We start from the raw sequence: 25,148 nt of genomic DNA, 5'->3' as shown, positions 1-25,148 counted from the left end.
TCAAGAGGGTTCTCTACTGGAGTGGCTAGTTGACTGAACGCAGCATTCAGAACGCAAATAATCTGGACACCCAGCCTTTTTCCGCCGCGCCCAAAATAAATAAAGGTGAGCTACTCGCGAACCGATTTAGCATTATAAAATCATTGGGGAATGGCGCCCAAGCTGATGTCTATCTAGCTTTTGACCAATTACTTGAGATTGAAGTCGCGATTAAAGTCGTGGAGTCTGCCGTCCAAGATCCACTCACCTTAAATACCGTTAGAAATGAAGTTCTAATTGCCAGGAAACTACAGCACCCTAATATCATTCAGGTATTCGATGTATTTGAAGACTGTGGTTTATTATTTTTCACCATGGAATACATTGAGGGCGAAGCTTTATTTAAACGGTTAACCCAGCCAATTAGTGAGTCTTTGTTTGAACAATGGAGCTTACAACTATTTCAAGCGCTGTTTATCTGCCAACAAGCGAATGTCAAACACGGTGATATCAAACCTGATAATATACTAATCGATGCACAAAACCAGTTAAGACTCATCGATTTTGGAATTGGTCAAAGTCACGATAGTCAATTGCAAACCAGTGGCCACAAAGAATATTCAGCACCGGAAGTCATTCATACAGGCCAATCTAGTACCCAATCTGAAATTTTCAGTGCCGGTAAAGTAGTAGCGGCTATGTTATCTGCCGTGCAACCTGAAAGTGCTGACAAAAAAGCCCGTAAATGGACGCAAATACAACAGAAGTTTATTGAAAAATTAACTCATCTACATCCTCAAAAGCGACCGACAATAGATCTTGCCATTGCTTTCTACGAAGGTAAAAATACCAAATCAGCTATAGCCAACAAATCGATAAAATATTCTATCCTGTCAATAATCGTTATTTGCTCACTCTTATTATTGTCACAATTATTGCCAGAAAAGGTGTCATTACCGGATAAAGTGATACAACTGGCCGTTGTAAATGAGGATAATTCGGAATTATTAGACAAATTTACACAGTTATTGATATTACCTCTTAAGGCTGAGCCAACACTGGCGTTGAGTTCGAATTATCATACCCAAAAAGTCATAGGTAATTTATCCCTTCACCCTACAAGTACACCGGAAGACAGGGTGGAGTTAGCCACTACCTTAGGTTTAGACGCAATGATATTATTGTCTATTGCCACTATTGAAAACGACGACTTTTTAATTACCGCTAGGGTTTCCGTCTACCCTGAAGATATCTCCTTGTTTGAAGTAACCCAATCAGTCAACGCCGACTCATTGCCAGAGGATTTTGCATTTTTTTCTCAGCGCATCCATAAACAACTGTCTAGCTATTTAAGCAGCGCCAGTTCATTTGATAACAATCAACAGGATACCGCTGCTGGAACCTATTATTTAGCCGCCGAAAAAGCTTTCTATGATTTCGACATTGAGAATACCCGAGAAAACCTTAACCGCCTGTTTGATTTATCTGGCAAAGATCAATATTGGCGTCTCAAAGGCCGGTTGTTAGAAGCTGAATTAAATGAAGACTTAATGCTTGCGCAACAAAGCATTGAGAAACTAGTTGAACTGTTCCCCGATAGAGCCGATTTACTCGCCAAAAGAGCGGATATTTATCAATGGGCAGATCAAAATGGTTTGGCAATTCAAGACTACCAGTCAGCACTGCAAATAACCCCCAATGACGGCCAACTTTGGTTTGAATTGGCCAAACTTAAAGTTATCACTGGGCATATACGCTCAGCCATTAAAAATGAGCTAACCCGAGCGTTAATAACCTACCGACTAACCGGAGACAAAGCGGGTGAAGCTTTGGTGCTCAATGCGTATGGTGTCGCCCACCTAAGGTTATCTGAGTACGATGTCGCACAACGTTATTTCGAAGACTCATTGCTCATCCGAGACGCTAAAAACTTCCCCATGGAAAGAGCTAATACCTTAGCCAATTTTGCCAATGCAGCAGCCATAAACGGACAGTTTCAAGTCGCTAAAGGTGCCTTAGAAGAAGCCTCAAGATTACTTGAACAAACAGGAAATGTAACTGAACAAGCGCATATTTTTGATACCCTAGGTTTTTTGCATGAAGAGCAAGGTATATATTATGAAGCCCTTAAATACTACAAATCAGGCTTAGACTTAAGGGTGTCCAAAAGCACCAGCATCGAACAAGCAGAAAGTATGAGTAATGTCGCCTACATGCACTTTTTAACTGGCGAGTTCTCCTTAGCTGACATTTATTGGCAGCAAGCCAGTGCTTTATTTGGTAAAAGTAAAAACTTCTCCCATCAAATGCGGACTTGGCAAAACCTTGCTCAGCTGAGTCTAGCAAAAGGCGATAATCTTGCGGCAAAACGTTATCTGCAACTCGTGTCCGAAAAGAGCGACGCTGGCAGCCAACAAGAGCTTATGATTAATAGCTTGTTATACAGCTATTATCTATTTGCCAATGGCGACCTTAGCGGCGCAATTGAAAAAACCATCCTGGCCAAAGATATTGCAAAGTTAACGGATGATAGTCGTGCTTTGACGGAACTATTCTTGTGGCAAGGAGAGATTTGTTTAAAAATTGCAGATGCAAAGTGTTTGCAAGAACAACTCACCCAGGCGAAGTCAATTGTGTCTGAAAGTATGTTGGAACAACAAGCTGTACTCATATGGCTTGAGTTTGGCTTGGCGACATTCAATTCCGATTTAGCACCAAGTGAACCAAAGCAACTACTCGACCAGCTAAATCAAATATCTATACCAATTATTACCGAAATGAAAATATTGCTGGATATTCAAGAACGGCTTAAACTTCCTAAAAATAGTCAAATCATGCAAAAATTAGAAGCCATGATTAAGCCCATTTATTATCAACAATATATGAATTTGTTATACATTCAGGCGCGATTTGGCGAAAATAAAAATTCACTGAAGCAACAACTCGTTTCCCATCCAAATTATTGGCGAAATCATTTATATTATTCGCAGATTGAGGGCAAACAAGCACAGCAAAAATACCAAGAGCTAACCGAAAAATGGCTGTCTCAATTAACCGAAGAGCAGGCACAAGCCTATCAGGAATACTACCTTGAGTGATGAAAGCCTAGTTAAACTACTGAATAAAATACAACAACAACAGCAGTTGTTACAAAACCAGCTTAACAACGAACAGCAATCCTTAAGCCAACTAGCAAAGCGCCTTTGGGCACAGCAAGAATCTGAAAAAGCCCGTTTATCACGGGAACTACACGACGGCGTTGGACAATTATTAACGGGCCTAACAAGGCGCTTGCAAGGGTTATCTCAACAGTACCCTGAACTCCTCGAGTTAATCGAGATATCCGAATTGGCACTTTCAGACGTCAGGCAGCTCTCTCGCTTAATGAGCCCCACGATCCTCGACGACCTAGGGCTCATTCCAGCAATAAAATGGTTAAGTCGAAGCCTGTTTGAACATGAAAATATTGATATTGAATTGCAATTGCCAGAAAAAGTCACCGCGAGTAAAGACGTAAATATTTTAATTTATAGAATTATTCAAGAGTCCTTTGTCAATACCATAAAACATGCTGAAGCCAATCAGGTCACCCTGCATATATCTTGTCACCATAAAATTTTGCGACTGGATATTGTTGACAATGGTCACGGTTTTGAGCATAACAGTATTATCCAAGGTCTCGGCTTAAATAGCATGCAAGACAGAGCTCGTGCCTTCAACGCCGAACTTTCTGTTAATAGCGGACTAAATAAGGGAACCAGAATTTCACTTACGGTAGCAATATGAGTATTTCGTTCGTAATCGCAGATGATCACGTGTTAATGCGACAGGGACTCGTTCAATTGCTTAGTTCAGACCCAGATTTAGTTGTCTTGGGCGAATGTGGCGATGGTATAGCGTTAATTGAGTTAGTTTTAAAGCTTGACCCTGACGTGATTGTAATGGATATATCTATGCCGCATATGAGCGGACTAGTGGCAATTGATAAACTTTTAGCACAACGCTCAAATAGCAAAGTTTTGGTGCTCTCGATGCATGACGAACTGGAATATATAGAAGCAATGCGGGGTGCTGGCGCTAAAGGTTATATTCTTAAGGAGTCATCCGGTGAAAGTTTAATCGCTGCGATAAAATCTGTTGCCGCAGGAAAAACCTCATTCCCAGACACCACTAATCAAGAATTTGAACCCAATAGTTCAACCAAATACCTCAATCCGGTCACGGTATTAACGAGGCGAGAAAGAGAGGTGTTTTTTTTAGTTGTGGCGGGCAATACCAGTAAAAAAATTGCAGAAATGCTGTCGATGAGCTTAAAAACCGCTGAAAACCATCGAAGTAATATCTATAAAAAATTGCAAGTAAGTAGTTCGTCAGAGTTGGTAAGATTGGCCGGCAAAGCCGGCCTTTTAGAGTAACTTAACTTATAGATTATCTAATTGGCTTAAGGTTAAGGCTAACTCGCCACGTGTCACTGTTTGCTCCGGGTTAAAGGATGCTGTAATCGTAGGTTCTAAATCAAATGGCCCCTGTTCAATTGCCACACTTACCGGTATTAGACCTAGTGTTAGAGCTTGTTGCACATAGCCTTTTAGCTCAGTCGTGATGTCCTCGCTATCAGCAACCTCTACAGCTTCACCAAAAACGATGGCGACAACTGGGCTTTCACTATCAAAGCTTTGTGCTTCACTCTGCAAACCAAGGGACTGCACAATAGTGTAAGCCATTTGTTGTTTTGAAATGTTTTCACTTGCTCCAAAGTCACTTCCCTGGGCAATAATCAAAGGCGCTTCTGAGCGTTCTAAGTCATCTAAACGAATGCCCGTTGTAGTTACTGAGTTTACAGAAGCGGCTTCAGCCCCTCTCACATCTGTGAAGTCTGATTGATTGCCATCTAATGTCTGACGAAGACTGGCTGCCAAGGTCATGGTTTTTGCTAAATCTAATCGGGTAACCAAATCATCAGGTTTGAATCCATCTGCTTTTGCATCCATTAACTGGCGACCAACTACGTACTCGATATAAGATTGTGCAGGATGGTCAGCTATGTCGTCTAGCCCTTCATAACCAGCACTTTGTAAAGTTCTAATACTCACGTCAATATCCATGGGTACACCAATACCGTTGGTCACGCCCACTGGATCGACCGACACACCACTAATGCTGCCAATTCCGCTGGCATATACCTTCCAAGTACCTGCAACGCCCGGTGCCACTGTACCCACACTTGAACCTAAAGCGATTAGGCCAATTCCAGAACCGTAACGATTACCCAGTGGATCTTCTAATACAAAAGCTATCCCAGTTTCGATTGTGGCAGAGGCTAATACCAAAGTATCTTCTACAAAAACTTCAAAGGTTTCTGCAGGTGGCTCACCCACGGGTACATATGAAACAGTACGAGAAAGTTCACGACCTTCCTCCACTAGCGCTTCAGCGTTAAAGTCACGGTTTAGTTTTACCGTGTCACCAAAGGCCTCTGCTCCGTCGATTACCGCTTTAACTGCAGCATGGGCATTAATATAACCCGCTCCGGCTTCCCATGGCTCATATCCAGACATAGGTGTAGCCGTTAATTGCACAATGGATTTAACTTCACGCCAAGTAAGGGTGGGATCGGCTTCCAGTATCAATGAAACAATTCCTGATACATGGGGTGCAGCCATTGAAGTACCGCTAGATACAGTATAGTAAGCTAGGTTTTGCGGTTCTATCATTTCCGCATCATCTTGGGCACTTAATCCACCTAAGCTAGAAGTTGATGCACGGGCAGAGATAACATCGACACCTGGAGCAGTGATCGTAGGTCTGTCTTCCCAAGTGAATACTTCACCGTCAACTGTCACTTCTTTGGGTTCGCCACCTTTTACCCCTCGAGAACTAAAATCGGCTAAATTGCCTTCTTTGTCCCCAGCGGCAACTGTAATGACCCAAGGTGCTTTTTTAAAGTTACCGGTAATTGTTGACTCACCAGAGCCAGAGTTACCTGCAGAAAATACCGTGATAATACCGTTATCAGCCAGGGCTTTGGTGGCAATATTAGTCGGATCATCTGGGGCAAAGTCAGTACCAACATCACCAGTATTACCAAACGAGTTAGAAATCACTCGGATATTGTAGGTATATTGATGGGTCAACGCATAATCAAACCCACCTAAGGTATCCAAAATAAAGAGCGCAGCTCCAGAACCATAACCAATGATATCGGCGCCAGGTGCTACACCTGCATGTTTGCCAGAACTCATTGCGCCATTACCACCAACAGTGCCAGCTACGTGAGTACCATGACCTCCTCCGATATCGGTATTAGGCGTATCTTCTTGGTAAGTAATAGGTAATAGGTCGCTAAAACTATGCAGGTTTGTTTGTGCTAAAACATTTTGTTTTACATGGGATGGAAACATTAAGTCACTGTGTAGGCCGTCCACACCAGAATCATTAATAACAACACCAATACCACGTCCGGAATACGGAATCCCGTTGTTGCGTAGACTTTGGTCTGCCCTAAGATCCTGAACCCCTGTAATTTGTGTAGATTCATAATTTTCTAAGGTTAGTTGATCATTGTTCCAAACCGAAACTACATCATCACGGGCATAAATAGCGTCAATTTGCTGTTTGGTCGCTAACACACCAGCGATAGGTAATCGCTGTAAGCTAACTCCGGTAGTTACCCCCAATGCTTCCAATGCAGACAATTGATCTACGCTAGGACCGCCTGTTGAATTAAAGGTTACAATAACTTGGTGTAACTCCAACGCATCACTTTGAGCAATGTTTAGAGCCAAGTCTGGGTCAAAGGTTTTTGCACTGATATAAGATGCGGGCAGCGCAATTGCTACTGCTAAAGAAAGTCTTTTTATATTTTTTATAAGTTTCATGATTTTTCGCTCTTAGTAATGAATACCCCTTAAGTATTAACGAATGAATTTCGAGCGAAAATGGGGAGTTCCCCCTAGCTAAGCAAAAACTTTCAATCATTTTACTAAACAACAACTAAGAAAGTGGCTTACCCACAGGCAAAAAAAGAGCCCTTAAAAGGGCTAAAGTATAAAGGAACTGTTAACGTCGACGATAGCGTATTGAAAGACCAACAAGCATGCCTATAAAAATAAGTAAGAATGGTGCAGGCTCATTGATGGCATTTGCGTTTGTTGCGCTTTGCTCGAAACTAAAAAGACCGGCATCACAAAACTGAATGAAACTTGCATCTTCGTAGCAGGTATCTTCAGCACCTAAGCCGTAGAGTCCTGTGGCTAGAAAAATATCATCTTTAAATAACTGAAATCCTTCACTGTCATCATCGCCAAAAATAAAGTTGTCAAAACTTATTGAAAATGCATCTGGGCTAGTTAAATCTGCCAAGCTGAATTCCACTTCTAGTTCTGGTCCCCACAACAAAATAGAGAGGTTGCTTAGGGCGTCTCTATCCGTGTCGTAAATAAACTCTCCTGTAACGGTTTGCTCGTTCTCAAACCGCAAAGTATCAAATTCATAGGTAATTAATGCAGCATTAACTGAAGTTGAAAAAATTACACAGATGAATATCAAATTTGCTAGCCGGTACATACAGTTTCTCCGAATCGTTTTGTTAAAATTACCTTGCAAATGAACTGAACACTATGGGGATTTACCCCTAGAAAGGGCATTTTTGTTGATTTTATGCCCTTCAGCCCCCTTCTGTTTCAAATTAGATACACCTGCTAAAGAGTACGATTTCTTGATGTTTTTAAGGAATGCAGCGAGGAAGAGCAACTGATGTATTTAAAAACAGACAGTTATCATATAACTAAGATTATAAATTGCCTTATTCGAGTTACTAAAATTTCAACTGGGATTTGACGCCCCATAAATAAATTTTATTTTTCTATAAATATCAACAATATAAGAGTTAACCTTTAGTGGCAGTTAATTTTTAGCGGAGCTTGTTATCCACTTGGCTTGTTTTCTGCTTAGGTACCTACAGAAGGCTTTATTCCCCCAAGCCGTAAGGTCAATCATTAAGTACCTAGGCCGCTTCATAATAAAAATTAAATACGGTAAGAATTAACTATAGGTAGGTTTAAAAATGCAAAAACTGGCAACTCGTAGCACCATGCAGGATTTTGGTCAACGGATATCCAAAAAGCTCCCTTTAGTGTTTTGGGTAGGGGTAATGTTGTCGAGTTCTTTGTTATTGCCTTCGCAACTGGCAACCGCTCAACAAAATGTAAATTCAGAAAGCACTGACAAAACCAATAACGCCGAGCCCCCCAAAAGCAACATGCAAAAACCAAATGTGGATAAGATCACCTTTGAAATGTTGAAGGGGCAGGCAAAAAAGCTGGCAGCCGAAGAATATAAAAAGCCATCGACCACATTACCCAAAGAGTTAGCGGAGATGACCTACAGCGAATATCGCAATATTCGATTTAATCCTCAAAAGGCAATTTGGAAAGACAAGTCGAATTTCGAACTACAACTCTTTCATCCAGGCTTTCTTTACAAAAATCCGGTGATGGTACGCCTAGTTGATAGCAATGCAGGAAGCAACACAGTTACCTTTAAGGGTGATAAATTTATATATGAAAATGAAGCGTTACCGTTACAAGGTATTGCTCCACCTGACGCGGGTTTTGCCGGATTTCGTGTTCACTACCCGTTAAATACACCTAACTATAAAGATGAACTTGCAGTATTTCTTGGTGCGTCCTACTTTCGGATAGTTGGACCGGGTCAAGTTTACGGGATTTCAGCTAGAGGTCTCGCTATTAATACAGCCCACGCTTCCGGGGAGGAGTTTCCAGAATTTACTCGATTTTGGGTAATTGAGCCTGAAGAAGACGCTGAAAACCTGATTATTTACGCATTATTGGAAAGCGAGTCTGTGACAGGTGCATACCGTTTCGAACTTGCTGCAGGACTTACCACTGAAGTAAAAGTGAACAGTCAAATCTACGCTAGAACAGACGTTGAAAAGCTGGGTATTGCTCCACTTACAAGCATGTTGCTATCAAGCGAGACCACAACCAAATATTTCGATGATTTTAGACCTGAAGTGCACGATTCAGACGGGTTGTTAATGATCAACTCTCAAGGGGAGCAAATTTGGCGTCAACTGAATAACCCTAAAACATTGCAAGTGACCTCGATGCAAGACACTCAACCTCAAGGGTTTGGTTTATTGCAACGCGATCTAGAGTTTGCTCATTATTCAGATATAGAAGCCAACTACCATAATCGCCCCGGTATTTGGGTAAAACCTAACAACGATTGGGGTAAGGGGCGATTAGAACTAGTGGAAATCCCAACCAACTCTGAAACTAACGATAATATCGTTAGTTATTGGGTTCCTGATGAACCTTTCAAAAAAGGTCAAACTAGAGAGTTTAATTACACCTTAAGCACGGTTTCTGGAGACTTAAAACAGAATAATCTAGCGACTGTTATACGCGCAAAAAATAGCTGGGCAGCATTACCTGGAGAAGATAATCCAGCTGAGAAAACCGTAAGAAAAATTATCGTAGATTTCTCCGCCAATCAATTAACCAATTTAAACCAAAACGTTCCAATCGAAGCCAATTTGCAAGTCAATGGTGGTCAGTTTAATGAGTTAGTTGTTCGTCAATTGCCCGACAAAAAGAGTTGGAGAGTTTCTTACACTCTCAATGCTGATCAAGATAGAGCGGTTGATATGAGACTTTCATTAAGCCTAAGAGGCAAAACAATTAGTGAAGTCTGGAATTACGTTTGGAACAAAAATGAAATCGAATAATCAACAAGAGGGAGTTCAAATGTCTACTGTAACGAATGAACACTTTATAAAAGCATCAGCAAAGACGGCTCGTAAATATGCCTACGGCTTTTTTGTTCTCATTACGGCAATTACCGGCAGTTGGGCAATGACAGATATATTTTCCGTAGATGGATTTACGTCTATAGAAATTGTTCTTCTCTTTCTATTTACCCTCACTTTTTTATGGATCTCTGCGGCGTTCTGGAGCGCTATCATCGGATTTACTTTGCTTATGTTGCGACGTGACCCTGTCACCCTGCAAAAAGCCATAAATAAAGCTCAGACTGGTCAACTAGATACTCGTCAGCGGCAAGCCATCATAATGCCAGTATATAACGAAGATACTAACCGCATCATGTCAGGGTTCGAAGCCTGCATTAAAGAAATCGAAAAATCGGGACACTTGAGCAATTTCGATTTCTATATGTTAAGTGATACGCAACAAAAACCACTTATAGAAGCTGAACTAGTTGCTTGGAACAAGCTTATTGCAAGAATGGGTAGCGATACTGCTGCACACATGTTTTATCGTCGTAGAGAGAAGAACACGGACCGAAAAGTCGGCAATGTTAAAGATTTTTGTGAACGTTGGGGAACCAATTACCAATCGATGATCGTGTTAGATGCTGACAGCTTAATGACCGCGGATAGCATGCTAACTTTAGTTAAAACACTGCAAAGCAACCCCAAAGCAGGTCTTATTCAAACAGTCCCGATTCCAATCAGACAGAACACCCTATTTGGTCGATTTTTACAATTCGCCTCTAGTTTATATTGTCCAACCTTGGCTGCTGGCCAAGCGTTTTGGCAAACTGATACCGCCAACTATTGGGGACACAACGCGATAATACGAATTGACGCCTTTATGGCTTCATGCGGCTTGCCTCATCTTCCAGGCGATGTACCATTTGGTGGTGAAATCTTAAGTCATGATTTTGTCGAAGCGGCTTTATTGAGACGAGCTGGCTGGCATGTGTATTTGTTAGCTGATCTCGAAGGCAGCTACGAAGAAGTTCCAAGTAATATCATTGATTATGCAACACGTGATAGACGCTGGGTTCAAGGTAATCTGCAACATCTGGGGTTACTTAAAACAGAAGGATTGCAAAACATTAGTAAACTACACTTCGTGTTAGGTGCATTTGCTTATGTATCCTCCTTGGTTTGGTTTGTTTTATTACTGTTAAGTACCATTGACGCGACAGTTCGCGCTGCTTCTGAAGACGTGTTTTTCACTGCCGCTCACCAGCTATTCCCAGCATGGCCAGTAGACAAGTCGGATTCCATTTTCGCGTTACTTTCCGCAACAGCAGTATTGCTTATAGGTCCAAAATTTCTAAGTTTAATCCACGCTTTAGTGTATCGAAGTTATGAGTTTGGGGGAGCTTCTAAATTAATTGCGAGCACGTTAATCGAAATCATCGTTGCCATCGTAATAGCTCCATTGATGATGGCATATCATGCTTATTTTGTACTCAACGCATTGGCTGGAAAAAATGTCAGTTGGAATGCTCAAAGCCGTGAAGGCCGAACAGTACCCTGGTCAGAGGCGTTGAAACGTACATTGGCTGCCACGACCTTAGCTATTTTATGGGGTGCATTAACATGGTATCTAACCCCACTCTTGTTTTGGTGGTTAGCGCCAGTATTAATCGGCCTAATATTGGGTGCGCCCATTATCCATTACTCGAGCAGCTTGAAGCTGGGGGTTTTATCTCGTAAGTACGGCATTTTTATCTGCCCATGTGAAGTTATTGAACAGCCTGTAACTAAGAGTCTGAGGTTAAGCCTTAACAACTTAGATAAACAAAGCAGATATAACAAAACGGTCCCCGAGTTACCGCCAGAAAAATGGACAGGTATGCCTATACAAATGCTAAAACCATCCGAAAAAGCATCACTAAAACATGGGCAATCTATTACTAACGAATAACCTCTTTGAAACTTATTGTGAGTTTCTCCCCACAAACTTAACTGTTGTGGGTTTTTTTTATTTGTTGCCTAGCAACACCTCCACGGGCTAAAGCCCGTGCTACAAGAGCGTTCGACCTTACATTTCACCTGTAGGCGGGCGCTTTAGTCCCGTAAGAACTCCATGGCCTAAAGGCCATGCTACAAAAACCTTCGATTCTACATTTCACCTGTAGGCGGGCGCTTTAGCCCCGTAAGAACTCCATGGCCTAAAGGCCATGCTACAAAAACCTTCGATTCTACATTTCACCTGTAGGCGGGTGCTTAAGCCCCGCAAGAACTCCATGGCCTAAAGGCCATGCTACACAGGCAAAAAAAAAGATGCCTATTTAGGCATCTTTTTTTTAATTTCTACGAAGCTAAAAATCCTGGGAATATTAAACTAAAAAAGACGACCTTAAGTCGTCTCTTCGTGCACATCCTGTGGCTGGATTCCAGCCCGACATCCATGTCGGTCGTTCAGCAAGCTACGAAACTTCGTTTCGGTCTTGCTTTACCCTTTTTCGACTTGGCCGAACTCTAGTTCTACTGGTGTTGAGCGACCAAAGATAAGTACTGATACTTTCAAGCGGCTTTTTTCGTAGTCCACTTCTTCGACCACACCATTGAAGTCTGCGAAAGGACCATCGGTAACACGAACAACTTCGCCTGGTTCGAACAAAGTTTTTGGTTTTGGCTTGTCTACTGACTCTTCCAAGCGGTTGAGGATCGCGTCTGCTTCTTTCTTAGAAATAGGCATAGGACGATCTGAAGTCCCACCAATGAAACCTAAAACTCTAGGAACGCTTTTCACTAAATGCCATGACTCTTCGTTCATTTCCATTTCAACAAGCACGTAGCCCGGGAAAAATTTCCGTTCACTTTTACGCTTTTGACCAGCGCGCATTTCCACAACTTCTTCGGTAGGTACAAGTATCTCACCAAAGTAGTCTTCCATACCGTTCATTTTGATATGTTCAACTAACGTTTTTTGAACACGACCTTCATAACCAGAAAATGCTTGTACTACATACCACTTTTTGTCAGACATGATTTACACTCCTAAACCGGTTACGAACGATACGATTTCCACAATACCCATATCCAAAAGATAAAGTACGATAGACATAAAAGCAGTTGCCGCTAACACGATTAAAGTTGTTGTCGTTGCTTCCTGCCTTGTTGGCCAAACAACTTTGCGAACTTCTACGCGAGATTCTTTTGCAAAAGTTAAGAATGAACTACCTTTTACCGTGCTGCTGGCAATAAAACCAGCAATCGCCACCAATGCTACTGCAGCAAGTGCACGATAAAGCACAGAAATTTCTTGATAATAGGTGTTTGCGGCTATTACTCCGCCCAAGATCAAGACGATTACCAACCATTTGAGCATATCCAATGAATTGGATGGTGATTCTGCTTTTTCGCTCATATTCTTACTTCCGTAATAAATACTGGCCATTTGTAATTCAAGTAAACCAGTATGTTTAAATTCAAATTTATGTGATTTGACAAAAATTGGCAGGGGTGGAGGGATTCGAACCCCCAACCATCGGTTTTGGAGACCGCTGTTCTACCAATTGGAACTACACCCCTAACAAATTTCAGTTACACCAACCTTGTGATTTGAACCAATTTTTTATTGGAAAATTTGGAGTCACACAAGGAGGGACGCGTATTATACTCATTGAGCCGCGCTATTCAAGTAAAAATGAATTTCCACAGCGTAAATTAGTCGTGCCAAAGTCACTTTCCGGGAAAGTATGTTTTTATACTATGGCGTCAGTCCCGCACGAACTATGTGAGAATAGTCTTTCGTTTGAAAAATAAAGAAAACAATAAGCTAGGAAAGTATTAATTTTTGCATACTCTATGAGTAACGGAAGTTTTTTAATTATCAGTCTTCACACCCAACGCAACTAACTAGAAAAACAGCAGCCCTTTAGGTGCGATTGTTTGCAAACAATCATAGAAACAAAAGCTCCCAGTGCAAAACACTGGGAGTGATGAGTTTCACTTAGTAGATACTAAAAACTAATCCACACCAATAAAACCACCTGTTTGATGGGACCAAAGTTTGGCGTAAATACCATTTTGAGCCAACAGTTCACTATGACTCCCGGATTCGACGATCTTCCCTTGCTCTAACACTAACAAGCGATCCATCTGCGCAATGGTGGATAACCTATGGGCAATAGCAAGCACCGTTTTATTTACCATCACTTTGTTCAAACATTGTTGAATTGCTGCTTCTACTTCTGAATCTAGGGCTGAAGTAGCCTCATCTAATATTAAAATTGGTGCGTCTTTCAACATGACTCTAGCAATTGCGATTCTTTGCCTTTGACCGCCTGATAATTTTACGCCTCGCTCTCCAACTTGAGCGTCATAACCAACATTGCCGTTCAAATCAGAAAGCTGTTGAATAAACTCATCAGCCTCTGCTTGTTTAGCAGCTGTCTTCATTTGCTCTTCAGTGGCTGAAGCGCGGCCATAAACAATATTTTCTCTCACCGAGCGGTGTAATAGAGAGGTATCTTGGGTCACCATGCTAATATTTGCGCGTAAGCTTTCTTGCTTAACCTGTTTAATCTCTTGCCCGTCGATGAGTATATTGCCATTTTGAACGTCGTAGAACCTTAATAAAAGGTTCACCAAGGTAGATTTACCCGCCCCAGAACGTCCAACTAAACCAACTTTTTCACCAGGCTTTATGGACAGGTTTAACTGTTTAAAAACATCAATGGGCTTGCCTTCAGGACCGGCATAACCAAAGTCGACATTTTTAAATTCAATTGCCCCACCATTCACCTTCAAGTTAGGTGCATCAGGCAAATCTGTCACGCTAACTTCATTGGCAAGGGTGTTAATTCCATCTTGTACCGTTCCGATATTTTCAAATAACGAAGAAACTTCCCACATAATCCATTGCGCCATGCCGTTGAGTCTTAAACACAAGCTGATAGCTACCGCTAAATCACCAGGCGTTACTAAATGATTTAACCACAAGTAAATTGACAGTGCGCTAACAGTAAAAACGAGTAAGGCGTTAGAAAACCACACACATCCATAAAGTGTAGTGACAAGTCGCATTTGTGGATAAACGGTATGTAAAAATCCACTCATTCCCTCTTTAGCGTATTCGGATTCACGCTGACTATGGGAAAAGAGTTTCACCGTCATGATATTGGTATAGCTATCGACGATTCTGCCGGTCATAATTGAGCGAGCATCAGCTTGCTTTTGAGACACTTTTTTAAGGCGAGGAACAAAGGTTCGCAAAATAATAATGTAGGCGAGTAACCAAACGAGTAAAGGCACACTTAAGCGCCAATCAATGGAAAAGACCAACACCACAATACTGATAAAATAGACACTCACATAAACGAAAATATCCAATGACTTCATCACCGCTTCACGAACCGCCAACGCGGTTTGCATCACTTTGGTAGCAACCCGTCCAGCAAATTCGTTTTGGAAAAAGCCGATACTTTGCCCCAATAGATACCGATGTGCTTGCCAGCGTATTTTCATGGGGTAATTCCCCAGTAAAGTTTGATGGGTGAGTAAGGACTGCAACACCACTAAACAAGGCAAGATCACCAAAATAATCAGTCCCATCCGAATTAAGCTGCCACTTTCTTGTTCGATAAAGGTATCCGGATTCCGTTCTGACAACCAATCAACAAGCTGGCCGACATAAGCGAATAATGAGACCTCTAAAGCGGCAACAGACGCGGCTAAAAGCGATACCGTGAAAATTACCGGCCACATACCTTTAGTATAATGACGACAAAAAGCGATAAGCGTTTTAGGTGGGGTTGTTGGGTGCTCAACAGGGAACGGTTGAGTCAACCGTTCGAAAAATGAAAACATGCAAGATCCAATTAGAGTTTATTTAAGTTTCGAAATAATATTGTCAATATTACGTTTATGATTATCTTGCCATTGCTGTAATGTTGTTTGTGCATCTTTGTCGGTGCGAGCTTTTGCAATTTCGTATGCTGATTCAGCTTGGTCTTTGGGTACAACAGCAATACCCTCTTCGTCGGCAATGATGATATCCCCTGGGTTAACGGTTACTCCACCACACTCAATGGTCTGATTTAACGGTGAATACGCTTTTTTTGAACCAGGAAAAGGAATTACGCCACGGGCAAAAACAGGAAACTGAATATCACGGGTTTCAGCTAGGTCTCGAATAACCCCATCAATCACAAAACCAGCAATCCCTCTTTCCTTTGCAATTGCACACACATTTCCACCTGCGGCGGCAAATTGTGGGTCAGATTTCACTACAATGATATCTCCAGGAGAGGCTTCATATATTGCCGCATGCAACATTAAATGGTCGCCCGGCTGGCAAAATACAGTGAAGGCGGGGCCAGCTATACGAGGAGGCTGAGGCCAAAGGCTTGAAATAGAGTAATCAATAAATTGCTCCCGAGGTAAAGCATCAGCATATTCACAGGGGGAAATTTGTTTGAATAAATTCATATCGAGCATAAATAATCACCTTATTATAATTTAAATATTAAAACGCAAATTTGCTTATTAACTTAAACAGCCAATAAGCACAGATCCCCACCTGAATGAGAAAAAACGCAAATCGAATCTGCACGGCAAGCACAGAGGTTGAAACTAGATGAACAATGGATTGTCCTAATCTTGCTGCCAGCAAATAATACGCCAATGTATTAGTGATGGCTGAAGCGTTAGTAGCCAAAGCCGTAAGCATAGTGCCACCAATGAATACAAAACTTTCTGCACAATTAAGGTGAGCCCGAGTGAGTCGTTGCCCAAAATCAGGTGAATCAGAACCGTCCGCTTTGAACTGATTGGGTAATCGTTGTTTCTGGCTAACTAAAATAGTTCGATAAGAAGCCAATAGGATAAGTAAAAGTAACGTCCAACTAATGTATCCAAGCAGAGCGATAATAGTTGCATTCATTAATATTCCTTTGTACGGAAATAGACAGTAACAATAAGTTACCGCAAATAGTGAATAATTAGAAATAAGTTCCGGTTGAAAATAACTTTAACTAAGCTGAGTAAATATTAATGCTAGATTAGCTCTACAAATGCTAAGCTTACACTGGTAAATTTATGTGAAGTGCAAACGCCCCCAGTCTGACACTTCAGGGGAAAATATTGATCGATGCAGTTATCAATTAAGTAAAAAACGATTAACTGAAACCCACATTCAATTCAAATGTACATTTTTTAGTAAACAACATAACGCACACAAAGAGAGTTTAATGAAAGTTTATAGTTTAATGCTCGCGGTTATTGTTTTTCTCTGGGGATGCTCCGATCCTGCCCCAACTGACGTCGTTGAAGAAGACAAAACTCAGCAAGAGGCACCGCTGATAGAAAATCCCCCCGTTGAATTGCCAAAAACAGAACCCCCTGTAGAGGTCGCTCCTGAAACCCCGACCGTTGAAACTCCCCCTGTTGTAGTTCAACCTAAAGTAGAGCAACCTGTTACTGACACACCTCCTCCTAAAGAGCCGGAAACCGCCTCCATTCTCCCCAATTCCGGAATTAAGTTAGATAGTATTGATAAAACAGTTAAACCCGGAGATAATTTTTATCGATTTGCTAATGGCAAATGGTTAGATAAGGCGAAAATCCCAGCAGATAAAACCGGCTTAGATTCCTTTCAATTGCTCGCTGATAAAGCCCAAGAAAATGTAATGAAAATCATCCAGAATGCTTCTCAGGGTGACTTTAAAGAAGGCAGTAATGAGCAAAAAGTGGGGGATTTATATTCCTCTTATACAAACATGGAAGCACGAGACAAAATAGGGCTTGCGCCACTTTCACCTGAATTTAGCAAAATAGATGCAATTGAGAACCAGCAGCAATTGGCCGCCTATTTTGCCTATGCCAACATACACAGTTTTGGTACCCCTTTCGCCATCGATCAATATATCGATTTAAAAAAACCAAATGTTTATATGATTTACTCTTGGCAGGCTGGTTTGGGCTTACCGGACCAAGAGTACTACACAAGCAGCAAGGGCTCTTATCAGGAAATTAAAAGTAAATATCGAAGACATATAATCAAAATGTTCGAATTAGTGGGCATTGAAGACGCTAAAAAAAGCGCAAAAATGATTTTAGATTTAGAAACAAAGCTCGCCTCTAAACATATGGAAAAAGAAAAAACCCGAGATATGGTGGCGCTGTATACCAAAATACCTGTAACTAAATTATCTGAGTTAATGCCTAACTTTGATTGGCCAACGATGTTAGAAGAACTCGGCCTTTCGGACTTAGATGGTTTAGTGGTCACGCAAACGGATTACATGCGAGCGGTAGACAGTATTATTGCTAAAACCCCGTTATCAACCTGGAAGATTTACCTTAAATGGATGGTAATCAATCAAACCGCCAGCAATTTAACCACTGAGTTAGATCAAGCAAATTTCGAGTTTTTCAGCAAAGTACTTTACGGAGTTGAAGAACAGCAACCAAGATGGCGTAGAGGCGTTAATCTAGTGAATAAGCATTTAGGTGAAGTGGTTGGCGAAGTTTATGTAAAACAACATTTTTCGCCTGCGGCGAAAACACGTATGTTGGATATGGTTAATAATCTATTAGCAGCTTATGAAGTGAGTATCAAAGAGCTAGACTGGATGTCTGATGCCACCAAAACAGAAGCCCTTGATAAATTATCTAAATTTACCGTCAAAATTGGTTACCCCGATAAATGGAAAGACTATTCGCAACTGCAAATTTCAAAATCAGACTTGATTGGCAACATCAAACACTCTGAAGAACTGCAATGGCAGCAACTACTTGAGAAGCAAACTAGCCCAGTTCAGAAGCACGAATGGAATTTAACCCCGCAAACCGTAAATGCCTATTACAATCCCCCAGCTAATGAAATTGTGTTTCCAGCGGGCATACTACAACCGCCATTTTTTAACATGGACGCCGATGATGCCGTGAATTACGGCGGTATTGGAGCGGTAATTGGACATGAAATAGGGCATGGATTCGATGATGCCGGCAGCACCTTTGATGGTGATGGAGCACTGCGTAATTGGTGGACCGAGACCGACAAACAAGAGTTTAAAAAGCGTACTAAACAGTTGATTAAACAATACAGTAAATTTAAACCCTTCAAAGATTTGAATGTAAATGGTGAATTTACCCTTGGCGAAAATATTGGTGATTTGGGGGGGCTAAGCATTGCACTGAAGGCATATGAGTCAACATTATCAAATAATGAAGCGCCAATACTTGATGGTTACACCGGTCAACAACGAGTTTTATTAGGCTATGCTCAAATTTGGGCCGCAGTTTTGCGAGATGAAACCTTGCGCAACCTAATCAATACAGATCCCCACTCCCCTCCTGAATACAGAGTGAATGGCGTAATGCCGAATATTCCAGAGTTTTATTCTGCATTTGATGTCAAAAAAGGAGATGCACTCTATTTAGCCCCGAAAGAGCGAGTGAAGATTTGGTAGTGCGATATACATGAAGTAATAAAGAGTGCCTAGGCACTCTTTATTAAAGGAAGTGATTAACGTAATTTTCTAGCTTTAAACTTACGGCCTTTCATTTTTCCTTCGTTAAACTGTTTCAAACTGCGTCTAACACTACGAATTTTTACCGCCACATAGCTGTGCGTAGCCGTTACTTTAATTTTACCTATATCTTCTCCGGATACGTCCGCATCTTTAGTTAATGCTCCCAAAATATCACCAGGGCGTAATTTGGCTTTTTTACCACCATCAATACATATTGTTTGATATTCTGGCTGCACAATGCGATTAGCATGAAATCGAAGCGCTTGAACTCCTTTCCACTCTACTTTTCTTTGTTCATAATCTTCAATGGCGTTGGCCCGCCCCATTTCTTTAGGCGCACACAAGGTTAAGGCTAGGCCTTCTGCGTCCGCACGACCGGTACGACCGATCCGATGAATGTGGACTTCCGGATCAGGCGTGATTTGATAGTTAATCACAGCGCCCACGCCTTTAACGTCTAAGCCTCTAGAGGCAACGTCGGTGGCAATGAGCACAGATAAACTCTTATTGGCAAAGCGCACTAAAACTTGATTACGGTCTTTTTGTTCTAAATCACCGTGCAACGCATCCACTGAGAAGCCCATTTCAGTAAGGGCTTCTAACAGCTCATGGCAGGCTATTTTAGTATTACAGAATATAATCGCCGACTCTGGTTGAAACTCAGTCAACAAGGCCGCTGCCGTCTTAGTTCTGTGGGGCTCTTCTACTTCATAAAAAAGTTGTTTTATTTTACTTGTGTCATGGGTTGACTCCACCGTAATTTCGATGGGATTGCGCTGTATTTTTAAACTTATTTGTTTTATTTGATCAGGGTAAGTAGCAGAAAATAGTAAGGTCTGTCGGTCAGTTGGCACAGCTCGAATGACAGTTTCCATTTCTTCTTCGAAGCCCATATCTAACATACGATCGGCTTCATCCAATACCAAGGTATTTACTTCAGACACATTGAGGCGGCCTTTAGACAAGTGATCCATAATACGCCCTGGGGTACCGACGATAATATGCGCGCCATGGGAAAGAGAGCCAATTTGTGGCCCCATTGGGCTGCCACCACAAAGAGTAAGTACTTTCATATTCTCAATCATCCGCCCAACACGACGAATTTCTTCAGCAACTTGCTCCGCCAACTCTCGTGTAGGACACATGACCAATGCTTGTACTCTGAAACGCTCCACATTAAGTCGATTTAGCAAACCCAATGCAAAAGCGACGGTTTTACCACTACCGGTTTTTGCTTTTGCGACGACGTCCTTGCCTGCCAGAATTTTCGGTAGACTTTGTTGTTGAATTTCGGTCATCCCCTCAAATCCAAGGGTTTCCAAATTACTAACAAGTTCAGGTTTTAATGGCAAAGAAGAAAATTGGGTCACTAATGTGCTCTCTTTAAAATAAGTGTTATAAATAGTTACAATGAACTGTTGAGATCTATCTCAATAGCGCTTTCTAAGTTCGCTAAATGTTCAGCTCTTGCTTTTAGTTTAGTTGCTCGATGGGATTTTAGATCTAATGAAGCCATGGCAAAGGCAACTTTATTAACGGTTTTTTCGAATTTTTTGGGTTTCACGACCAAGTCTAAAAACCCAGCTTCTAGTGCCTGTCCAGGGTTAAAGATTTCCGCATTAATGACAGAACGATTAAAATAACGAGGGGTTAATCGATTGCGCGCCAGCTCGATACCCACTTGGTGCATGGTCATTCCAATAGCCACCTCATTCAAACCTATTTTAAAATCGCCATCGATTCCAATACGATAATCGGTTGATAATAAAAGAAATGCTCCCTTAGCCACCGCATGGCCAGAGCAGGCCGCTATGACCGGAGTAGGAAAGGACAATAACCGTTTTGACAGCAATGAGCCCCTCTTCACAAGCTCCACGGCTGACTCATGACTGTGTTTCATCACACTTAAATCAAAACCCGCACAGAACATACCTGCTTTGCCAGTTAACACCACTACTTTTTGATTTTTCTCTGCTTTATCTAAACACAAATTAATTTGCTCAATGACATCAGGAGAAAGCGCATTGGGCTTGCCATTATCAATAGTGATTAGGGCATAAGATTCTTGATTTTGATAACTAACAAGTTTACTCATAGTCAGGTCCGATTATTTATTCCACAAATTAAGTACACCGTCTTCCATATGCATAGGAATAGGCAAGTTTTGGTATTGCTTTAGCCAATTTTTAGAAATTAGTTTAAATGCGTCTGAGCGCTTATAGTGATTTGCCGCTCTTTTCAATCTATTTACCAACTCTGAATTTGTCCCCACTTTTGATAAGGTGAGATAAGTTACAGTTTTTCCATACATAAATACACGCTCAAACTGATTGCAGCCTTTCCCTTGCTCGCGGCAAAAATACTGCATTCCTGCGTCGGAAAAAAATATCGCGCTGGATTGTTTATTTACAACGCTATCAATTGCATCTGACCAGTTTGAATATACATGTATATTTTTGGCATTTTGCGCCTGCAGTATTTTGTGACGAACATCATTCTCCAATACCGCTATGGAGTCAAACTCTGATAATTGTTCAAGACTATTTAAAGGTTTAAGTTGTTTGTGCGGACTATAAACTGAATACACATTGGCAGTAAGAGGGGTTATCCAGTGATAACTATCTTCCCTCTCGATTGTACGAGTTAACGCAAAAGCCAAAACATTAGCTTTCACCTTTGCTTCTTGCTCAAGACGTTTCCACGGGGCAAGAAGAATTTGCTGTCTAATCCCCGCGGTCGCCAAAATTCCATTCACTTCATCAACCAATAAGCCTGTTACCTGTCCTTTTTCCGTCTGTTCGATAAAAGGCGGTTCAGGATAAGCTAACACCCAAAATTCTTTTGAGGATTGGGCAAACAACGCACTGCTACTCAAACTAAATAACAATATTAAAATTCTATTCATTGTTATCGAGAGTACGTTTAATGAACAGAGTGCTCGTGTTAATCGCATCGCTACACGTTTTCTAATTTCCAATCAACCGTTTGTCCTGCAAAAAACGGTACGATTGGGTTTCCATTGGGAAGGATTATTTGTTCAGGAATTTGCCACTTTTCTTTGACTAGAGTAACCGTTTGGGTGTTACGTGCTAGCCCATAGAAATCAGCACCATAATGGCTACTAAAACCTTCGAGCTTATCAATGGCTCCCAAGTCATCAAAAATTTGTGCGTATAATTCTAGCGCGCTCCAAGCACTGTAACAGCCTGCGCATCCGCATGCTGACTCTTTTCTATGTTTTTCGTGGGGTGCAGAGTCCGTACCTAAAAAGAACTTTTTAGAACCACTCGCTACGACCTTTCTAAGGGCCTGCTGATGAGTATTACGCTTAAGTACCGGTAGACAGAAGTTATGAGGACGAACACCGCCCACTAGCAAATCATTTCTGTTCAACAATAAATGTTGCGGGGTAATGGTTGCTGCAACATTCTCAGAACTTTGCAATACAAATGCTGCAGCGTCGGAGGTAGTAATATGTTCAAATACTATTTTTAAGTGGGCAAAGCGTTCAACAATTTTTGTAAGATGTTGGTCGATAAACTCTTTTTCCCGGTCGAAAATGTCCACGTGGTCCTGTGTGACTTCACCATGGATTAACAAAAGCATTTTCTGCTGAGCCATTTCTTCGAAAACCGGATACAAAGCTTCAATGCCAGCAACGGCTGAGTCAGAATTGGTCGTAGCACCGGCGGGATACAGTTTAGCTGCCACTACACCGGCGTTTTTAGCGTCAATAATATCTTGCTTGCTGGTTTCGTTGGTTAAGAAAAGCACCATGAGTGGTTGAAAATCACTACCTTCAGGTCGAGCTGCGAGAATACGTGATTTATAATCCATTGCCATTTTAGCGGTGATTATAGGCGGCACTAAATTCGGCATCGCAATCGCGCGTTTAAAACACCTAGCGGTGGCAGGAACCGTTTCCCCTAACATGTCATAATCACGGAAATGCAAGTGCCAATCATCTGGGGCAGTTATCGTAATTTTATTCATCATTGGCCTGTAGTCAGAGTTTAAGCTAAATCTTCCCCCTATTATGCCCGAAAAATAGTAAAAATAATCTTTTGCATTGCATAAATAGCTTCTGTTATAAGGTAAAGATTAATTGTCGTTGTTGAGAATAACTGAAAATATGCAGCATCAGGTGTCGACATCTATTAGTCTTGCTAACCTTGTTGAGCAAAAAAAAGGCCCGCTCACCCTAACTTTAAAAATGTTAGACCACATTGTGGGCGTCAAGAAAATGGATGCGCTTTATAAGCGTCATCAAATGCAAGGCCTTGAAAAATCAGAATTTGCCGAAAAATTACTACAGATACTCAATATTGAAGTATTGGGTGGCGACTCTGTTCAAAAAAACATTCCTCACTCCGGACCATTAGTTATTGCGAGCAATCACCCTTTCGGCGGTATAGAAGGTGTAATATTGTGTTTACTAATTGGTCAAATCCGTCCAGATCTTCAGGTTTTGGCCAATCAAGGGTTAAAACTTTTTCCGGAGTTGAAGGACTATTTTATATTCACCAACCCTTTGTCTGAGCGCGATCCGCGAAATGGCCCCTCCATTCGAAAAAGTATAAAACACGTTAAGCAAGGTGGTGCTGTTTTGATCTTCCCTGCCGGACGTGTGGCTTACTATCAAGGTGACAAAAAGCGCATTAGTGAGCATTCTTGGAATCGCATTGTTGGTAAACTCATTGATTCATCGAAGGCACAATTTCTACCGATCTTTGTCAGCGGTCAAAACAGCCCTTTGTTTTATCGTTTAGGTCGAGTCTATTTTCGGTTTAGGCTGTTCATGTTGGCGCGAGAATTACTGAATAAAAACAACACTAAAATAAAAGTTAGTTGTGGTTCACTAGTAAAACCTAACACCTATAAAGTTGCCAATAGCAAACAGCACGCAGCACTGTGCAGAATTCAAAGCTACTCCCAAGATCCTTTATGGAGTATGACCTGGCCTGAAGATCAAAGTGTGCAACTCGCACCATTAGCTAAGCAAACACCTTGGCAAGACATTGCGCAGGAGTTAGAAGTACTTCCTAAAGAACAATGTTTGTTGGTTCACAAAGAGTATTCAGTTTATTACGGCTATCAACAACAACTTCCCAAAACCGTATTTGAAATAGCAAGATTACGAGAGTTAGTGTTCCGTCAGCACAATGAAGGCAGCGGAGAACCGATAGATACAGATGAGTTTGATGCCACTTATACCCAGTTATTTGTTATCAACAATAAAAGCCAAAAAATTATTGGTGCATATAGAATGGGGCAAACCGATAAACTTCTTGAGCACGGTGATATATCGCAGTTGTATTTGGCACGTATGTTTAACTTTTCTTCGGAGTTTGTGAACCAGCAGCAGCCTTGCCTTGAATTGGGCAGATCATTTTTAATACCTGAATATCAAAAAAGCTTTCAAGGACTATTTTTATTATGGCGAGGGATTGGCGCTTTTGTTTGTAAGTTTCCTCATTACCGCACGTTATATGGCACAGTTTCCTTGAGTAAATTATACAACCCTCGCTCGGTTGCATTAATTGAGGAGGCCTTAGTCACGCCAACCGATAAAGTCACACCCCACAAAAAATTCGACTTTGCTCCTCACCCGGAAATTTTGGATTTTGCAAAAGAACATGATTTATCGACACATTTAACCACACTTTTGGCGGCAATCGAGAGTGATGGAAAAGACATTCCAATTTTAGCCAAGCATTACTTAAAGCTCGGCGCAAAATTTCACTGTTTGGGGATAGATGGAAATTTCAATGATACACCAGGGTTACTATTGAGTGTTGAATTACCCAAAGCCCCTGAAAAGTTGTTAAAGCTATATTTAGGCGACAACTGGAAACAATATACAGCTAACTAATATTGTCCACGGCATAAATGCCGTGCTACAA

Annotated in this window: 18 protein-coding genes and 1 tRNA gene; 7 read left to right on the top strand and 12 right to left on the bottom strand. The window is 41.4% G+C overall.

The window, feature by feature from the left end; translation table 11 throughout:
- Nucleotides 1-29 precede the first annotated feature (29 nt).
- Genes AB6T38_RS18730 through AB6T38_RS18720 form a run of 3 tightly spaced genes read left to right on the top strand, consistent with a single transcriptional unit; the run spans nt 30 to nt 4,394 of the window.
- Nucleotides 30-3,077 (top strand): protein kinase, encoded by a 3,048-nt coding sequence (locus AB6T38_RS18730; RefSeq protein ID WP_372548747.1) that lies wholly within the window; start codon nt 30-32, stop codon nt 3,075-3,077.
- Nucleotides 3,070-3,765 carry a sensor histidine kinase gene (locus AB6T38_RS18725; RefSeq protein WP_372548746.1) on the top strand — a complete coding sequence of 232 codons (696 nt, stop codon included), beginning with the start codon at nt 3,070-3,072 and terminating at the stop codon, nt 3,763-3,765. Before AB6T38_RS18730 ends, AB6T38_RS18725 begins: the two co-directional genes overlap by 8 nt.
- Nucleotides 3,762-4,394 carry a response regulator gene (locus tag AB6T38_RS18720; protein ID WP_372548745.1) on the top strand — a complete coding sequence of 211 codons (633 nt, stop codon included), beginning with the start codon at nt 3,762-3,764 and terminating at the stop codon, nt 4,392-4,394. The genes AB6T38_RS18725 and AB6T38_RS18720 overlap by 4 nt, the downstream gene beginning before the upstream one ends.
- A 6-nt stretch (nt 4,395-4,400) precedes the next feature.
- Here AB6T38_RS18720 and AB6T38_RS18715 read toward each other — a convergent pair whose 3' ends face one another.
- The gene (locus tag AB6T38_RS18715) at nt 4,401-6,857 is read right to left on the bottom strand and encodes a S8 family serine peptidase (protein WP_372548744.1); all 2,457 of its coding nucleotides are present in this window, start codon (nt 6,855-6,857) and stop codon (nt 4,401-4,403) included.
- Between the two features lie 181 nt (nt 6,858-7,038).
- Nucleotides 7,039-7,545, bottom strand: coding sequence for a hypothetical protein (locus AB6T38_RS18710; protein WP_372548743.1), 507 nt, complete (start codon nt 7,543-7,545; stop codon nt 7,039-7,041).
- Between the two features lie 499 nt (nt 7,546-8,044).
- Here AB6T38_RS18710 and AB6T38_RS18705 point away from each other — a divergent pair, with 499 nt between their 5' ends.
- Complete coding sequence (locus tag AB6T38_RS18705) at nt 8,045-9,730, top strand: glucan biosynthesis protein (protein WP_372548742.1); 1,686 nt, start codon at nt 8,045-8,047, stop codon at nt 9,728-9,730.
- A gap of 19 nt (nt 9,731-9,749) precedes the next feature.
- Entirely contained in the window at nt 9,750-11,684 is a 1,935-nt protein-coding gene (gene mdoH / locus AB6T38_RS18700) for a glucans biosynthesis glucosyltransferase MdoH (protein ID WP_372548758.1), read from the top strand.
- 531 nt (nt 11,685-12,215) lie between these two features.
- On the opposite strand, the gene nusG is transcribed toward mdoH, so the two are convergent.
- From nusG to AB6T38_RS18670, 6 genes are all read right to left on the bottom strand, one after another.
- Nucleotides 12,216-12,752 (bottom strand): transcription termination/antitermination protein NusG, encoded by a 537-nt coding sequence (nusG, locus tag AB6T38_RS18695; protein WP_348492440.1) that lies wholly within the window; start codon nt 12,750-12,752, stop codon nt 12,216-12,218.
- 3 nt (nt 12,753-12,755) lie between these two features.
- Complete coding sequence (gene secE / locus AB6T38_RS18690; protein WP_372548741.1) at nt 12,756-13,133, bottom strand: preprotein translocase subunit SecE; 378 nt, start codon at nt 13,131-13,133, stop codon at nt 12,756-12,758.
- An 87-nt stretch (nt 13,134-13,220) separates the two neighbouring features.
- Nucleotides 13,221-13,297 (bottom strand) — tRNA-Trp (locus tag AB6T38_RS18685).
- A gap of 438 nt (nt 13,298-13,735) precedes the next feature.
- Nucleotides 13,736-15,577 (bottom strand): ABC transporter ATP-binding protein, encoded by a 1,842-nt coding sequence (locus AB6T38_RS18680; protein ID WP_372548740.1) that lies wholly within the window; start codon nt 15,575-15,577, stop codon nt 13,736-13,738.
- Nucleotides 15,578-15,595: 18 nt separating this feature from the next.
- Nucleotides 15,596-16,207: an RraA family protein gene (locus AB6T38_RS18675; RefSeq protein WP_372548739.1), complete on the bottom strand. Its 612-nt coding sequence runs from the start codon at nt 16,205-16,207 to the stop codon at nt 15,596-15,598.
- Between the two features lie 28 nt (nt 16,208-16,235).
- Entirely contained in the window at nt 16,236-16,652 is a 417-nt protein-coding gene (locus AB6T38_RS18670; RefSeq protein ID WP_372548738.1) for an MAPEG family protein, read from the bottom strand.
- A 307-nt stretch (nt 16,653-16,959) separates the two neighbouring features.
- Here AB6T38_RS18670 and AB6T38_RS18665 point away from each other — a divergent pair, with 307 nt between their 5' ends.
- Nucleotides 16,960-19,182: a M13-type metalloendopeptidase gene (locus AB6T38_RS18665; protein ID WP_372548737.1), complete on the top strand. Its 2,223-nt coding sequence runs from the start codon at nt 16,960-16,962 to the stop codon at nt 19,180-19,182.
- A 56-nt stretch (nt 19,183-19,238) separates the two neighbouring features.
- On the opposite strand, the gene dbpA is transcribed toward AB6T38_RS18665, so the two are convergent.
- Genes dbpA through pyrC form a run of 4 tightly spaced genes read right to left on the bottom strand, consistent with a single transcriptional unit; the run spans nt 19,239 to nt 23,238 of the window.
- On the bottom strand, nt 19,239-20,615 hold the full coding sequence (dbpA, locus tag AB6T38_RS18660; protein ID WP_372548736.1) for an ATP-dependent RNA helicase DbpA: 1,377 nt from the start codon (nt 20,613-20,615) through the stop codon (nt 19,239-19,241).
- Between the two features lie 35 nt (nt 20,616-20,650).
- Nucleotides 20,651-21,340 carry a crotonase/enoyl-CoA hydratase family protein gene (locus AB6T38_RS18655; protein ID WP_372548735.1) on the bottom strand — a complete coding sequence of 230 codons (690 nt, stop codon included), beginning with the start codon at nt 21,338-21,340 and terminating at the stop codon, nt 20,651-20,653.
- A 12-nt stretch (nt 21,341-21,352) separates the two neighbouring features.
- Nucleotides 21,353-22,150 carry a substrate-binding periplasmic protein gene (locus AB6T38_RS18650; RefSeq protein WP_372548734.1) on the bottom strand — a complete coding sequence of 266 codons (798 nt, stop codon included), beginning with the start codon at nt 22,148-22,150 and terminating at the stop codon, nt 21,353-21,355.
- A gap of 50 nt (nt 22,151-22,200) precedes the next feature.
- Nucleotides 22,201-23,238, bottom strand: coding sequence for a dihydroorotase (pyrC, locus tag AB6T38_RS18645; RefSeq protein WP_372548733.1), 1,038 nt, complete (start codon nt 23,236-23,238; stop codon nt 22,201-22,203).
- A gap of 151 nt (nt 23,239-23,389) precedes the next feature.
- Between pyrC and AB6T38_RS18640 the strand changes: the two genes are divergently transcribed.
- Nucleotides 23,390-25,117 carry a lysophospholipid acyltransferase family protein gene (locus tag AB6T38_RS18640; protein ID WP_372548757.1) on the top strand — a complete coding sequence of 576 codons (1,728 nt, stop codon included), beginning with the start codon at nt 23,390-23,392 and terminating at the stop codon, nt 25,115-25,117.
- Nucleotides 25,118-25,148: the final 31 nt, after the last annotated feature.

Origin of the sequence: Aliiglaciecola sp. SL4, assembly GCF_041538045.1 — a bacterium.
GTDB lineage: Bacteria > Pseudomonadota > Gammaproteobacteria > Enterobacterales > Alteromonadaceae > Aliiglaciecola.
The sequence above is the reverse complement of the archived record's forward strand: the minus strand, read 5'-3'. Positions and strand labels throughout refer to the sequence as shown.

What these genes read in the sequence shown, in the direction of transcription:
- AB6T38_RS18720 (WP_372548745.1), top strand. Translation starts at nt 3,762, where the DNA reads ATGAGTATTTCGTTCGTAATCGCAGATGATCACGTGTTAATGCGACAG.
- AB6T38_RS18715 (WP_372548744.1), bottom strand. Translation starts at nt 6,857, where the DNA reads ATGAAACTTATAAAAAATATAAAAAGACTTTCTTTAGCAGTAGCAATT.
- AB6T38_RS18710 (WP_372548743.1), bottom strand. Translation starts at nt 7,545, where the DNA reads ATGTACCGGCTAGCAAATTTGATATTCATCTGTGTAATTTTTTCAACT.
- AB6T38_RS18705 (WP_372548742.1), top strand. Translation starts at nt 8,045, where the DNA reads ATGCAAAAACTGGCAACTCGTAGCACCATGCAGGATTTTGGTCAACGG.
- mdoH (WP_372548758.1), top strand. Translation starts at nt 9,750, where the DNA reads ATGTCTACTGTAACGAATGAACACTTTATAAAAGCATCAGCAAAGACG.
- nusG (WP_348492440.1), bottom strand. Translation starts at nt 12,752, where the DNA reads ATGTCTGACAAAAAGTGGTATGTAGTACAAGCATTTTCTGGTTATGAA.
- secE (WP_372548741.1), bottom strand. Translation starts at nt 13,133, where the DNA reads ATGAGCGAAAAAGCAGAATCACCATCCAATTCATTGGATATGCTCAAA.
- AB6T38_RS18680 (WP_372548740.1), bottom strand. Translation starts at nt 15,577, where the DNA reads ATGTTTTCATTTTTCGAACGGTTGACTCAACCGTTCCCTGTTGAGCAC.
- AB6T38_RS18675 (WP_372548739.1), bottom strand. Translation starts at nt 16,207, where the DNA reads ATGCTCGATATGAATTTATTCAAACAAATTTCCCCCTGTGAATATGCT.
- AB6T38_RS18670 (WP_372548738.1), bottom strand. Translation starts at nt 16,652, where the DNA reads ATGAATGCAACTATTATCGCTCTGCTTGGATACATTAGTTGGACGTTA.
- AB6T38_RS18665 (WP_372548737.1), top strand. Translation starts at nt 16,960, where the DNA reads ATGAAAGTTTATAGTTTAATGCTCGCGGTTATTGTTTTTCTCTGGGGA.
- AB6T38_RS18655 (WP_372548735.1), bottom strand. Translation starts at nt 21,340, where the DNA reads ATGAGTAAACTTGTTAGTTATCAAAATCAAGAATCTTATGCCCTAATC.
- AB6T38_RS18650 (WP_372548734.1), bottom strand. Translation starts at nt 22,150, where the DNA reads ATGAATAGAATTTTAATATTGTTATTTAGTTTGAGTAGCAGTGCGTTG.
- pyrC (WP_372548733.1), bottom strand. Translation starts at nt 23,238, where the DNA reads ATGAATAAAATTACGATAACTGCCCCAGATGATTGGCACTTGCATTTC.